Source organism: Bacillus cereus group sp. N8 (assembly GCF_016483685.1).
GTDB lineage: Bacteria > Bacillota > Bacilli > Bacillales > Bacillaceae_G > Bacillus_A > Bacillus_A proteolyticus.
Window position 1 is genome coordinate 24333 of the sequence record NZ_JAEHBK010000005.1, and the last position, 14385, is coordinate 38717.

Below are 14385 nucleotides of genomic sequence, written 5' to 3' on the forward strand. Positions count from 1 at the left end.
AAATGGAGTTAGTTTTACGTTATAGGAGTTGTATACATGCCTGAATTTTATAAGAAACAGTGGTTTTTATATCCTGTTTACGTATTGGCATTTTTTGTGTTGGTGCTAATCTCGATTCTTTGTTATTTTCACTTAATTATGGGGATGGCCGCCTTTTTTATTTTTAGCATCGTTTTCTTTTTGGTTATACGATTTGAACTCACTTTTCAAAGGAACTTTGAAAAATATACGACAGATATGATTACTAGGGTAAAAAAGGTGAGTAACGAAGCATTCAATCAGATGCCAATTGGTATATTGTTATACAATAAGGATTATGGGATTGATTGGGCAAATCCTTACTTGTCTTCATGTTTGGGGCAACACGCATTAGCTGGGTGGCATCTGTACGATGTATCAGAAACATTACTCCTTTTTATTAAAGGAGAGACTTCTGATGATATAGTATCATTAAATAGTCGAAAGTTTCGTGTATTTGTAAGAAAAGAAGAAAAACTAATTTATTTTTTTGATGTAACTGAGCAAACAGAGATTGAAAAAATGTATGAGGATCAGCGTACGGTTTTAGCTGTTATTTATTTAGATAATTATGATGAAGTTACACAAGGATTAGATGATCAATTACGTACGAATATAACAAGCCTTGTCACGTCGCGTCTAAATGAATGGGCTGTTAAGTATGGTGCATATTTGAAACGTGCATCTTCAGAAAGATTCTTCGTTGTACTAAATGAAAGTATTTTAGCGCAAATGGAGAAAGGGAAATTTAGCATTTTGGATCAAGTGCGTGAAGAAACATCCAAAAGGAATATACCACTTACATTAAGTGTTGGTGTTGGCTCAGGTGATTTACCTTTATCGGAGCTTGGAGCGATGGCTCAATCTGGTTTAGACCTTGCGTTAGGACGAGGAGGAGACCAAGTAGCTATTAAACAAGCAACGGGTAAAGTTAAGTTTTTCGGTGGTAAGACGAATCCGGTCGAAAAGCGTACTCGTGTACGTGCTAGAGTTATTTCGCATGCATTAAAGGATTTAGTATTAGAAAGCAGTAATGTCATTATAATGGGGCATAGAGCTCCTGATATGGATGCGATTGGTGCAGCGATTGGTATTTTAAAGGTAGCTCAATTAAATGAGCGCAAAGGATATATTGTATTAGACGAAAATGATTCGGATAAAGGAATCAAACGTTTGATGGATAAAGTGAAACAAAATGAAGAGTTATGGTCACACTTTATTACACCAGGGCAAGCGATGGGATTTGCAAATGATGATTCATTACTTGTTGTTGTTGACACGCATAAACCTTCGATGGTGATGGAGGAAAAACTGTTACATAAGATTGAAAATGTAGTGGTTATTGATCATCATCGCCGCGGGGAAGATTTCATTGAAGATCCATTGCTTGTTTATATGGAACCGTATGCTTCTTCAACAGCAGAGCTTGTTACAGAATTACTTGAGTATCAACCGAAAAATTTAAAGATGACAATGTTAGAAGCAACGGCATTGTTAGCTGGTATTATCGTTGATACGAAAAGTTTTACATTCCGTACAGGTGCTCGCACATTTGATGCAGCTTCTTATTTACGCTCGCATGGTGCAGACACTGTACTTGTACAAGAACTTTTAAAAGAAGACATGAATCAGTATTTACGAGTTGCAAAAGCCATTAAAAATGCGTACATTTATAAAAATGGAATTGCGATTGCTAAAGTTGATAGTGATGATTATTATGATCAGGTGCTTATTGCGCAATCAGCAGATACGTTATTGACGATGACAGGTATCATTGCATCATTTGTTATTGCGAAACGTGGAGAGAATTTCATTGGAATTAGCGGTAGGTCTTTAGGTGAATTGAATGTACAGCTAATCATGGAGAATTTAGGAGGTGGCGGGCATTTGACAAATGCAGCCACACAAATGAAAAATGTTACAGTAGATGAAGCTGAGGAGAAGCTTCAATTTGTTATTGATGACTATTTACAGGGAGGCACACAATCATGAAAGTAATTTTTCTAAAAGATGTAAAAGGTAAAGGGAAAAAAGGAGAAATAAAAAACGTACCAGACGGTTATGCAAACAATTTCTTATTAAAACAAGGATTAGCTGCCGAAGCAACAAACAGTAGTATGAAAACTTTAGAAGCTCAAAAACGTAAAGAAGAAAAAGATGCAGCAGCAGAGCTTGAAAACGCAAAACAATTAAAAGGAACATTAGAGGAACTAACTGTAGAATTAAAGGCGAAATCTGGAGAAGGTGGCCGCTTATTTGGTTCTATCACGAGTAAACAAATTGTAGATGTAATGCAAAAATCACACAAGATTAAACTTGATAAACGTAAATTTGAAATGGACGATGCAATCCGTGCGTTAGGTTATACAAACGTCACTGTGAAATTGCATCCGCAAGTAACAGCAACAGTAAAAGTTCATGTTAGTGAACAATAAAAATAAATTAAGCAAGGAGGATTGCGCATGAGTGATGTAATGGCTGATCGTACCCCTCCGCATAATATAGAAGCTGAGCAGGCAGTCTTAGGTGCCATATTAATTGATCAGGATGCGTTAACGTCAGCATCGGAACTATTGGTACCTGACTCATTTTATCGAACGAAACATCAAAAGATTTTTGAAGTCATGCTTGGGTTGTCTGATAAGGGAGAACCAATTGACTTAGTAATAATGACATCATCGATGGCTGATCAAGGATTACTAGAAGAAGTTGGTGGGGTTTCTTATCTAGCAGAGTTAGCAGAAGTTGTTCCAACAGCTGCTAACGTAGAATATTATGCACGCATCATCGCTGAAAAGGCGCTTTTACGTCGTTTAATTCGAACGGCAACTCATATTGTATCGGATGGATACGAGAGAGAAGATGATGTGGACGGCCTTTTAAATGAGGCTGAGAAAAAAATATTAGAAGTATCTCATCAAACAAATGCAAAAGCATTTCAAAACATTAAAGATGTTCTTGTAGATGCTTATGATAAAATTGAACTTTTGCATAATCAAAAAGGTGAAGTTACGGGAATACCAACTGGATTTACTGAATTAGATAAGATGACCGCAGGTTTTCAGCGAAATGATTTGATTATCGTGGCGGCGCGTCCATCGGTAGGGAAAACTGCATTTTCATTAAATATCGCACAAAACGTAGCGACAAAAACGGATGAAAATGTAGCGATCTTCAGTCTAGAGATGGGCTCTGATCAGCTTGTTATGCGTATGCTTTGTGCAGAAGGAAATATTGATGCACAAAGACTTCGTACCGGTTCATTAACTTCTGATGATTGGGCAAAATTAACAATGGCGATGGGTAGCCTTTCTAATGCTGGTATATATATTGATGATACACCAGGGATTAAAGTGAATGAGATTCGAGCAAAATGTCGTAGGTTAAAGCAAGAACAAGGTCTTGGTATGGTCTTAATTGACTATTTGCAGCTTATTCAAGGTAGCGGGAAATCAGGAGAAAACCGTCAGCAGGAAGTATCTGAGATTTCTCGTACATTAAAAGGGATTGCACGTGAATTGCAAGTGCCTGTTATTGCCTTATCGCAGTTATCTCGTGGTGTAGAATCTCGTCAAGATAAACGTCCAATGATGTCTGATATTCGTGAATCGGGAAGTATCGAGCAGGATGCTGATATTGTAGCTTTCCTATATCGTGAAGATTACTATGACCGAGAAACGGAAAATAAAAACACCATTGAAATTATTATTGCAAAGCAGCGTAATGGTCCCGTAGGTTCAGTAGAGCTTGCATTTGTTAAGGAATTTAATAAATTCGTCAACTTAGAACGACGCTTTGAGGACGGGGCATAAAGGCAGTATAAAAAAGAAACACATTTCTTATAATAAGATGTGTTTCTTTTTTTATATAGGAAAGATAAGGCTTTCATAAGATGAAAATATAATTCTTACGAACGAAAATGAATTTTAATAAAAAAATGTTCGCTTTTTGGTTGACTTCTTTTTCGGTTTTGGTACAATTATATTGTTTGAATAGATCGTTTGAAAATCGCGGAGGTGCTTTAATAATGTCTTCAGTAGTAGTTGTAGGAACACAATGGGGCGACGAAGGAAAAGGTAAAATCACTGATTTTCTTTCTGAGCATGCGGAAGTAGTTGCAAGATATCAAGGTGGAAATAACGCGGGACATACAATTGTTTTCGGCGGAGTTAAATATAAATTACACTTAATTCCATCCGGTATTTTCTATAAAGAGAAAATTTGTGTAATCGGAAACGGATTAGTAGTAGATCCGAAAGCATTACTTGAAGAGTTAAAATACTTACACGATCGTGGTGTAAGTACTGATAATTTACGTGTAAGTAACCGTGCGCACGTTATTTTACCTTATCACTTAAAACAAGATGAGTTAGAAGAAGCGAGTAAAGGTGATAACAAAATCGGTACAACGAAAAAAGGTATCGGTCCTGCATATATGGATAAAGCTGCTCGTATCGGTATCCGTATGGCTGATCTTTTAGACCGTGAAGCATTTAAAGAGAAGCTTGAGCGCAACTTAGTAGAGAAAAATCGTTTATTTGAAAAAATGTACGACACAGAAGGTTTCAGCGTAGAAGATATCTTTGAAGAGTACTTCGAATACGGACAACAAATCGCGCAATATGTATGTGATACATCTGTTGTATTAAATGATGCACTAGATAACAATCATCGTGTATTATTCGAAGGTGCACAAGGTGTTATGCTTGATATTGACCACGGTACGTACCCGTTCGTTACATCTTCTAACCCAATTGCTGGTGGTGTAACAGTCGGAACTGGAGTGGGTCCTGCGAAAGTGACTCGCGTTGTAGGTGTATGTAAAGCATATACAAGCCGCGTAGGTGATGGTCCATTCCCTACTGAACTTAATGATGAAATCGGTCATCAAATTCGTGAAGTTGGTCGTGAATACGGAACAACAACTGGTCGTCCACGCCGCGTAGGTTGGTTCGATAGCGTTGTTGTAAGACATGCACGTCGTGTTAGTGGTTTAACAGATCTATCATTAAATTCTATCGACGTTCTAACAGGTATTTCAACTCTTAAAATTTGTGTTGCTTACAAGTACAATGGCGAAGTTATCGATGAAGTTCCAGCGAACTTAAATATTTTAGCGAAATGTGAGCCTGTATACGAAGAGCTTCCAGGTTGGACAGAAGATATTACTGGTGTAAAATCATTAGATGAGCTTCCTGAAAATGCAAGAAAATACGTAGAGCGTGTTTCTGAGTTAACAGGAATTCAATTATCTATGTTCTCAGTTGGACCAGATCGTAATCAAACAAATATCGTTCGTAACGTATACGAAGCTTAATTGATATTTTCCAGAAAAAACTCATGTCCGCATGAGTTTTTTCTTATTTTTTATAAAAAAATTAAAAAAGGTATTGCAAAAACAAAAGAAAACATGTTATGATACATTTTGTCGTCACGAAATATGACGTTGGTGAGTATGAGCCATTAGCTCAGTTGGTAGAGCATCTGACTTTTAATCAGAGGGTCGAAGGTTCGAATCCTTCATGGCTCACCATTTTATTTTTCGTGGCCCGTTGGTCAAGTGGTTAAGACACCGCCCTTTCACGGCGGTAACACGGGTTCGAATCCCGTACGGGTCATGTTTTTTTATGTTCATTTTTTGGTCCCGTGGTGTAGCGGTTAACATGCCTGCCTGTCACGCAGGAGATCGCCGGTTCGACCCCGGTCGGGACCGCCACTTTTGTTTATACCACCATTAGTGGTTTTATATATAGTTTTGGCTCGGTAGCTCAGTCGGTAGAGCAGAGGACTGAAAATCCTCGTGTCGGCGGTTCGATTCCGTCCCGAGCCACTCTCAGGATATTAAGTGGGCCCACTTAATATCCTTTTTATTTATGTAATTTTACAAAAGTGAGTAGTTATTTTAAAATAGAATGGGGAGCCTCTAGCAGTTGAAGCTAGAGGTTTTTCTATAGATCGTATAGGATTCCGTGAAAAAGTGGATCATACATGAGTCTATGAGAATAGAGGAGAAAATACTTAAACAAAAGGTGCGGTCATATAGGGACATACTATATAAACGTCAATGTGTTTAGGGATTATTGACCATATTTTTATAAGGAGGAAATAGACGATGATGGGAAAGAAAATTTTAGTAGTTGATGATGAAAAACCGATTGCAGATATTTTGAAGTTCAACCTAGAAAAAGAAGGTTTTGAAATTGTAATGGCGCATGATGGTGATGAGGCGATTGAAAAAGCAAATGAAGAAAAGCCAGATATGGTTTTATTAGATATTATGTTACCGGGAAAAGATGGCTTAGAGGTATGTCGTGAAATACGTAAAAGCTCAGAAATGCCAATTATTATGCTTACAGCAAAAGACTCTGAAATTGATAAAGTATTAGGACTTGAGCTTGGGGCGGATGATTATGTAACGAAGCCATTTAGTACGAGGGAGTTACTTGCCCGTGTGAAGGCGAATTTACGTCGTCATCAGCAGGGTGGTGCTGCAGAGAAAGAAGAAAATACTGAGATGGTTATTGGACCAATCGTTATCAATCCGAATGCTTATAGTGTAACGAAGCGCGAAGAAAGCATTGAGCTTACACATCGTGAATTTGAATTACTACATTATTTAGCGAAGCATTTAGGTCAAGTTATGACTCGTGAACATTTATTACAAACAGTTTGGGGTTATGATTATTTTGGAGATGTACGTACAGTAGACGTAACAGTACGTCGTTTACGCGAAAAAATTGAAGATAATCCAAGTCATCCTACTTTAATTGTAACTAGACGTGGGGTAGGGTATTACTTGCGTGACCCAGAACAGGAATAGTATATGAAGAAAGTTGGTTTTTTTCAATCTATTCATTTAAAATTTGTGCTCATATATATGCTGTTAATATTAATAGCAATGCAAGTAATTGGTGTATATTTCGTTAGGGAATTAGAAAAAAGCCTTGTAAAAGGTTTTCAAGATTCCTTAACGCAGCAAACAAACTTACTTTCTTATAACTTGAAGCAAGAGTTTGTAAAAGAACGTCCTAAAGCAGAATCGGTAGATAAAGCTATTAACGATTCAATTCAAAAATTTGCATCGGATCGTAAGAGAGATATTCAAGAAATAAGTGTAATTGATTCTACTAAAAAATTAATGGCAATTTCAGACGAGTCTAAGCAAAATAAAGTAGGAAGAACGTCAGCAGACACAGCTGTACAACGGGTAATGGTACAAAAAAAACCAGAGTCAAAGGTTGAGAAAGACGTGAAAACAGGTCATCGGGTTCAAGTGATGATTACTCCTATTCTAAAAGAACAAGAAGGAGAGGTACTTGGCGTCATTCGTATTGTTGCATCTATGGAAGATGTGTATAAACAAATGAAAGATATAAACCAAATTTTCGCGACGGGGACAGTAATTGCTTTACTAGTAACAGCTGTACTTGGGATTTTGTTGGCTCAAACAATTACAAGACCAATTTCAGATATGCGGAGACAAGCAATTGAAATGGCAAAAGGAAACTATTCGAGAAAAGTAAAAGTGCATAGCCATGATGAAATTGGACAACTAGCATTATCTTTCAATAATTTATCCAAAAAATTACAACAAGCTCGCTCTTCAACAGAGAGTGAAAGACGCAAACTATCATCTGTTTTATCACATATGACAGATGGAGTAATTGCTACTGATCGAAAAGGTGACATCATTTTATTAAATGATCCTGCGGAAAAAATGTTAAATGTTTCGCGTGAAACGGCACTAGATCAATCTGTCTTAGAAGTGCTAGGGATACAAGAAGAATTTACGCTGGATCATTTATATGAAGAACCTGATTCAGTTTTATTAGATTTTAGTACGAGGAATGAACCATATATTTTACGTGCTAGTTTCTCTGTCATTCAAAAAGAAACAGGTAAGGCAAATGGTTTAATTGCTGTATTATATGATGTAACGGAGCAGGAGCGTATAGAGCGAGAGCGTCGTGAGTTTGTTGCGAATGTATCTCACGAGCTAAGAACACCGTTAACAACAATGCGCAGTTACTTAGAAGCACTTACGGATGGTGCATGGCAAGATCCGAATATCGCACCGCAATTTTTAACGGTTACACAAGAAGAAACAGAAAGAATGATTAGACTTGTAAATGCGTTGTTACAACTATCTAAACTAGATAGTACAGAACATCGCTTAATGAAGGAATGGGTCGACTTTACTGATTTCTTTAATAACGTTATCGATCGCTTTGAAATGTCTAAAGAGCAAAATGTAAGCTTCAAAAGATCTTTCTCTAAGAAATCTCGATTTATTGATATGGATACAGACAAAATTACACAAGTTTTATATAACATTATTTCCAATGCATTAAAATATTCGCCAGAAGGTGGCACAGTAACATATCGCCTGCGTGACCGCGGTGAGTTATTAGAAATTAGTGTGAGTGATCAAGGAATGGGTATCCCAAAGGAAAATGTAGATAAAATATTTGAACGTTTTTACCGTGTAGATAAAGCTCGCTCAAGACAAATGGGTGGTACAGGTCTTGGATTAGCCATTGCGAAAGAAATGATTGAGGCACACGGCGGCTCAATTTGGGCGAAAAGTGAGGAAGGAAAAGGCACAACTATTTATTTCACACTGCCAATGGCAACTGATGAAGAGGACGATTGGGAATGAGTATGGAAAACTTTAAAACGATAGTTTTAATTAATTTAGTTGTTATTAGCCTATTTCTTACTTTTAATTTATGGACATATGTTCCCGATTCTACTTCGATACAAAATGCAAAATTTGTTCAAGGTAATGAAGAGATAAATCCAATAAAACTTTCAGAGGTTGTTCGCCCATCCTCTGTCATTGTTCATAAAGAGAAAAATCATTATGTGAGTGAAAACAAAAGTAATGTGGATTTAATTTATAGAATTCTTGAAAATGGAGAGTTACATGATTTAAAGGAAATAACAGGGACAGTTCCTAAAGGTGATTTTCTTTCGTATGTACATGGAGAAGAAAAAATCGAATTTATTTTTCCTGCAAACATTCCACTGGGTACGATTAAAAGTATGTTTAATTTTAAAGATAAAAACATAGAAGGTAATAGGAGTTTCAATCGTATTATAATTGACCCTTCCCGAAGTAAGGACCAAGAAATTAAAATTAGTTTTGTTTCCTATGATACTTATCCTTATCGTAAAATATATGAAGCGAAATTGAGTGGTGTTTATGTAAAGGATGTTATAAATGCTCAAAATCAACTTATAACAGTAGCGAGACCGTATTTTGAATATCAAATAAGTGATAGAAAAAAACTTTACTTACCAGATGGAATTACGGAATTAAGTGAGGTAGAGTATTTTGGATCTAGGCTAGATGAGGATACATTTAAAAATGCATTATTTAGTGATCCACGTTATTTAAGCCCTATTTCTGAGAAATCAAAGAAAACATTTACAGATGGTATACGTTCTATGGAAATTGATCAGTCAAATGCGATGTTGAAATACAAAAACTCCGCTGTACATAGTGATGAATCTATGGATAATGCAGCACTTTTACAAAAAAGTTTTGACTTTGTAAGTGGACATAGTGGTGCCTTAAAACTCTATCGTTTTGATTATATTAATAAGGGAAAAACGTCCTTCCGTTTTTATGAGGAGGGATTGCCTGTATTTAATAGCGATGGAATGGCGGAATTAAAGCAAGCATGGGGTTCAGGTGAAATCATGCAGTATGAAAGACCTTTTTTTGATCCAAGTTTCAAATTACCTAGTAAACAACTAAAAACTTCTCTCGCATCGGGTCGTACAGTGATGACATCATTAGAGAATAATCCGCAAATTGATAAAAATTCAATTCAGGATGTTGGAATTGGTTATAAGTTATCATTGGAAGATTCCATTAACGAAGGAAAAAACATTATTTTAAAGCCAATATGGTATGTAAAATGTGAAGAAAATGGTAAGCAAAAAATATTTGAATGGAGTGAGGGGGGACTAAATGGATTGGGATCGAATTAAAACCATATTTATTGTGACCTTTTTTGTTTTAGATCTCTTTCTTATCTTTCAGTTCATTCAAAAGCAAGATAGTAATCAATTGGAACTTGTGACAGAAACAAAAATTGATCAACAATTAAAAGAGTCTAAAATTACTATGGGGAGTTTTCCTAAAGAGCCGAAAAAAGAGTCGTTTATTATGGCGAAAAATAAAAGCTTTAAGGAAGAAGATGTGCAGTCTTTAAAAAATCAAACAGTGCATCTGCAAGAAGAATATAAGATAGAAAGCAAGTTGAAAGAACCATTTTTAAATGCAAAATCGTTATCAAAGGACAAGTATAATGATTTCTTAAAAAATTACGTGCTTGATGGGCAGAAATACGAGTTCGGGGCAATGAAAGATTCAAAAATTTATTTCTTTCAAAAGTATAAGGATAAGCCGATTTTCTACAACAATCATGCAATGATTGTTGTAGATTTGAATGAAAAAAATGAGCTTGTTTCGTATACACAAACAATGTTAACGGATTTGAAGGAAATGGGCGAAAGTGAAAAAACGAAAGAACAAGAAATTATCACTGCTCAAACAGCTTTAGAAAATATATATGTAAAAAATCAAATTGCAGAAAATACGCACGTGAAAGAGGCGCAGATTGGATATGCGACTTTAGCTGAATCTTCTTCTAATATACAAGTGCTTGCTCCAACGTGGAACTTAAAGACAGAGCAGAAAAAGGACTACTTTGTGAATGCAATTGAAGGACAAGTTATGGAATTAGGGGAAACTCAAGTGCCGGAAGAACATAATGGAGTGAGAAAGAATGAGTATGCATTTTAGTGTGCTTGCAAGTGGAAGTACAGGGAATATGCTATATGTAGGAACAGATGAAAAAAAATTGCTTGTCGATGCAGGTTTAAGTGGTAAAGCTACAGAGGCATTATTTAAGCAAGCCGAACTGAATATAAATGACATATCAGGTATTCTTGTAACACATGAGCATAGTGACCACATTAAAGGATTAGGTGTATTGGCGCGTAAATATGATTTACCTGTTTATGCGAACGAGAAAACATGGAATGCAATGGAACATTTAATAGGTAATATCCCAACTGATCAAAAATTTATTTTCTCAGTAGGAGACGTGAAAACATTTGGGGATATTGAAGTTGAATCATTTGGTGTTTCTCATGATGCGGCAGAACCGATGTTTTATGCTTTTCATAACAATAATAGAAAGTTAGCTCTTATTACAGATACGGGCTACGTAAGTGACCGTATGAAAGGTGTTATTAAGGGAGCGAATGCTTTCGTATTTGAAAGCAATCATGATGTGGAAATGCTTCGTATGGGACGTTATCCATGGAGCATTAAACGACGCATATTAAGTGATGTAGGTCACGTTTGTAATGAGGATGCTGCATTAGCGATGGCAGATGTTATTACAGACGAAACAAAACACATTTATTTAGCGCATTTAAGCTTGGATAATAACATGAAAGAATTAGCTCGTATGTCTGTATCACAAGTATTAGAAGAAAAAGGTTTTGGGGTTGGAGAATCCTTTAAAATACATGATACAGATCCAAAAATGCCTACGAAAATTCAATACGTATAATTCTTCATTTTAGTAAACAATAAAGGTGAATATAGTTGTTTTCAGGAAGATAGGTGAACAAATATGTCCTTTATTGATGAAGAAAAATATCGTATTAAACGTGCAGGGAAAAAGAAACATAAAGGTATTGTTATTTCTAGTATAGCGGGAACAATTGTAGGGGCTTCATTATTTGCATTTGGAGCGCCTTTATTTTCAAATGATGAAGGTAAGCTTCCGCAAGTTGAAGCGAGTGAAAAAAATATGGCTGAAGCTCAAAGCGGAAATGAGTCTGTTAAACAAGTTAGCTTTGTAGATGCTGTTGATCGTGCTTCGGAGGCTGTTGTGGGTGTTATTAATATTCAACGAGATGATTTTTCAGAGGCAGATTCGGAAGCTGGTACAGGCTCTGGTGTGATTTATAAGAGAACAGATGGACATGCGTATATTGTAACAAATAACCACGTTGTCGCTGGGGCGAATCGTATTGAAGTTAGCTTAAGTGACGGTAAGAAAGTTCCAGGTAAAGTATTGGGAACCGATGTAGTCACGGACTTAGCAGTACTAGAAATAGATGCGAAGCATGTGAAGAAAGTGATTGAAATTGGTGATTCTAATACCGTTCGTAGAGGAGAACCTGTTATTGCAATTGGAAATCCACTGGGGCTACAATTTTCTGGAACTGTCACACAAGGTATTATTTCGGCTAATGAGCGCATTGTTCCTGTGGATTTAGATCAAGATGGACATTACGATTGGCAAGTAGAAGTATTGCAAACAGATGCGGCAATTAATCCAGGTAATAGTGGTGGAGCGCTTGTAAATGTATCTGGACAATTAATAGGTATTAACTCAATGAAAATTGCAGCAAAAGAAGTAGAGGGAATTGGACTAGCTATTCCAGTCACGAGAGCTGTTCCTATTATGAATGAGCTTGAAAAGTACGGTAAAGTAAGAAGACCTTACGTTGGGATTGAACTAAGATCATTAAATGAGATTCCAAGTTACTATTGGTCAAAAACATTAAACCTACCAGGTAACGTAACAGAAGGAGTTTGTGTTTTAGATGTGAAAAGTCCTTCGCCAGGTACGGAAGCTGGTCTAAGAGAACATGATGTTATTGTGGCGGTAGATGGAAAAGCGGTGCACGATATTATTGGGTTCCGCACGGCCTTATATAATAAAAAAATTAATGATAAAATGACTCTTACTTTTTATCGTGGTACAAAACGAGCGACAACAACGGTGAAATTAGGCATTCAAAAGTATTAAAAACAGGAGGGCCTACCTCCTGTTTTCTATTGTAGAAAAGTGAGGTGAAGAATATGAATTTACCTTGTTGTTTAGAACATGTTGAATTAGCATTAGATATCATTGTGGATGAGTGTGAAGTTGCGCCAGTTATTAACAATGTGGATAACTCTGAAGAAAAGAAAAAAACATGTGAATTTTGTCAAAATGAGGCGACATATGTTGTATCGAACACAGATTCTCACACAATATGTGGGTAACATTTGTGGATATGTGGATAAGTCCTGTGGATAACGTGTTTGTAAGGTGGGGAATAGATGTGAATATCTCGATTGTTTCAATCGGAAAATTAAAAGAAAAATACTTAAAACAAGGTATAGCAGAATACTTAAAACGATTATCTTCTTACGCAAAAGTAGAAGTAATTGAATTGCCAGATGAAAAGGCACCAGAAAATTTAAGTGAAGCAGAAATGTTAATTGTAAAAGAAAAAGAAGGCATACGTATACTGGATAAAATTTCTGATGATGCGCACGTTATTGCGTTAGCAATAGAAGGAAAACAAAAATCATCAGAAGAATTTGCAGCAAGTCTAGATCGTCTTGCTACATATGGAAAGAGTAAAGTAACGTTTGTAATTGGTGGATCACTTGGACTTAGCTCAGAAGTAATGAAGCGTTCAAACGAATCTCTGTCTTTCTCAAAGATGACATTACCACATCAATTAATGCGTCTAGTATTGCTTGAGCAAGTGTATAGGGCTTTTCGTATTAATCGCGGGGAACCGTATCATAAATAGTTGTATACCAGTACATTAAAACGGCTACATATGTGGCCGTTTTCTATATTTCACAATATGTAATAGGGTGAACAGTATGAAGCCAAAACAACTACTAAGTTTATATATAGAAAATTTTTTAGTGAATGAATTACAAAAATTAGGTTTCCGTTATGCAAAGAGTGTACCTAAATTTTCTCGTACACAAGGTGATTTTGAGCTAACTTTTAGTTTTTCACTCAGTAAATGGGACTCTGAAGATTATTGTGAGTTTTGGACTATGTGGGGTGTTACGTCAAAAAAGTATTCTAAATGGTATAAAGAACAATGGGGAAATAAGCTAGTAAATAATTCAATAGCCGGAGATGCAGAGTGGAATATTCCAGGCTGGAGAAGGAGTACACGGTATTGGAAGCTCACGAATTCAGAATATGATAGGGCGGAATTTAGTGCGTTTATAGATAATGTAATGAATGTTGGAATTCCATATTATTCGCAAATTAATGACTGGGATAATGCGGCAGATTATGCAACAAGGAGTCCAATTATTTTTTATGAAAAAATATGTGATTTTTATATGATGTCAGGGCAAGAAGAGAAAGCAAAAGAAATCCTTGCGAGAGGTATTCAAGAGATTAAAGATAGAAAACATGATAGCTATATGCAGCTTTCGGAAATTGAAAAGAGGTTGAAGAAGTATTTTATGCAGTAAACCTTCATTTCCTAAAATAAGTATGTTTCTATTTCTAAAAAAGTATGCTGTAA

13 protein-coding genes and 4 tRNA genes are annotated in these 14385 nt (G+C 36.1%); all 17 read left to right on the plus strand.

Translation table 11 applies throughout. The features are described 5' to 3' along the window. Positions 1–36: 36 nt before the first annotated feature. The 17 genes from JDS80_RS10130 (at position 37) to JDS80_RS10210 (ending at position 14332) form a co-directional block, all read left to right on the plus strand. Positions 37–2010, plus strand: a complete 1974-nt coding sequence (locus JDS80_RS10130) for a DHH family phosphoesterase (RefSeq protein WP_199638302.1) — start codon at positions 37–39, stop codon at positions 2008–2010. Beyond that, positions 2007–2453 carry a 50S ribosomal protein L9 gene (gene rplI, locus JDS80_RS10135; protein WP_071744215.1) on the plus strand — a complete coding sequence of 149 codons (447 nt, stop codon included), beginning with the start codon at positions 2007–2009 and terminating at the stop codon, positions 2451–2453. Before JDS80_RS10130 ends, rplI begins: the two co-directional genes overlap by 4 nt. 27 nt (positions 2454–2480) lie before the next feature. Further along, a complete protein-coding gene (gene dnaB, locus JDS80_RS10140; RefSeq protein ID WP_071744214.1) occupies positions 2481–3830 on the plus strand; it encodes a replicative DNA helicase in 1350 nt (449 codons plus the stop codon). Positions 3831–4045: 215 nt separating this feature from the next. Then, on the plus strand, positions 4046–5335 hold the full coding sequence (locus JDS80_RS10145; protein ID WP_071744213.1) for an adenylosuccinate synthase: 1290 nt from the start codon (positions 4046–4048) through the stop codon (positions 5333–5335). A 140-nt stretch (positions 5336–5475) separates the two neighbouring features. Beyond that, positions 5476–5551, plus strand: a tRNA-Lys gene (locus JDS80_RS10150). A 13-nt stretch (positions 5552–5564) separates the two neighbouring features. Beyond that, a tRNA-Glu gene (locus JDS80_RS10155) sits at positions 5565–5636 on the plus strand. Between the two features lie 22 nt (positions 5637–5658). Next, positions 5659–5734 (plus strand) — tRNA-Asp (locus JDS80_RS10160). A gap of 41 nt (positions 5735–5775) precedes the next feature. Beyond that, positions 5776–5848, plus strand: a tRNA-Phe gene (locus JDS80_RS10165). A gap of 282 nt (positions 5849–6130) precedes the next feature. After that, positions 6131–6838, plus strand: coding sequence for a cell wall metabolism DNA-binding response regulator WalR (walR, locus tag JDS80_RS10170; RefSeq protein WP_083595905.1), 708 nt, complete (start codon positions 6131–6133; stop codon positions 6836–6838). A 3-nt stretch (positions 6839–6841) separates the two neighbouring features. Continuing rightward, entirely contained in the window at positions 6842–8677 is a 1836-nt protein-coding gene (walK, locus tag JDS80_RS10175) for a cell wall metabolism sensor histidine kinase WalK (RefSeq protein WP_199638303.1), read from the plus strand. Beyond that, on the plus strand, positions 8674–10017 hold the full coding sequence (locus JDS80_RS10180) for a YycH family regulatory protein (protein ID WP_199638304.1): 1344 nt from the start codon (positions 8674–8676) through the stop codon (positions 10015–10017). Before walK ends, JDS80_RS10180 begins: the two co-directional genes overlap by 4 nt. Beyond that, positions 9998–10834: a two-component system regulatory protein YycI gene (locus JDS80_RS10185; RefSeq protein WP_199638305.1), complete on the plus strand. Its 837-nt coding sequence runs from the start codon at positions 9998–10000 to the stop codon at positions 10832–10834. Before JDS80_RS10180 ends, JDS80_RS10185 begins: the two co-directional genes overlap by 20 nt. After that, positions 10818–11612 (plus strand): MBL fold metallo-hydrolase, encoded by a 795-nt coding sequence (locus JDS80_RS10190; RefSeq protein ID WP_071770490.1) that lies wholly within the window; start codon positions 10818–10820, stop codon positions 11610–11612. Before JDS80_RS10185 ends, JDS80_RS10190 begins: the two co-directional genes overlap by 17 nt. Before the next feature lie 63 nt (positions 11613–11675). Then, positions 11676–12863 (plus strand): S1C family serine protease, encoded by a 1188-nt coding sequence (locus JDS80_RS10195; protein ID WP_199638306.1) that lies wholly within the window; start codon positions 11676–11678, stop codon positions 12861–12863. A gap of 53 nt (positions 12864–12916) precedes the next feature. After that, positions 12917–13102 carry a CxxH/CxxC protein gene (locus JDS80_RS10200; RefSeq protein ID WP_071770492.1) on the plus strand — a complete coding sequence of 62 codons (186 nt, stop codon included), beginning with the start codon at positions 12917–12919 and terminating at the stop codon, positions 13100–13102. Positions 13103–13161: 59 nt separating this feature from the next. After that, the gene (rlmH, locus tag JDS80_RS10205; RefSeq protein WP_071770493.1) at positions 13162–13641 is read left to right on the plus strand and encodes a 23S rRNA (pseudouridine(1915)-N(3))-methyltransferase RlmH; all 480 of its coding nucleotides are present in this window, start codon (positions 13162–13164) and stop codon (positions 13639–13641) included. A 76-nt stretch (positions 13642–13717) separates the two neighbouring features. Next, entirely contained in the window at positions 13718–14332 is a 615-nt protein-coding gene (locus JDS80_RS10210) for a hypothetical protein (protein WP_199638307.1), read from the plus strand. The last annotated feature ends 53 nt before the right edge of the window (positions 14333–14385 follow it).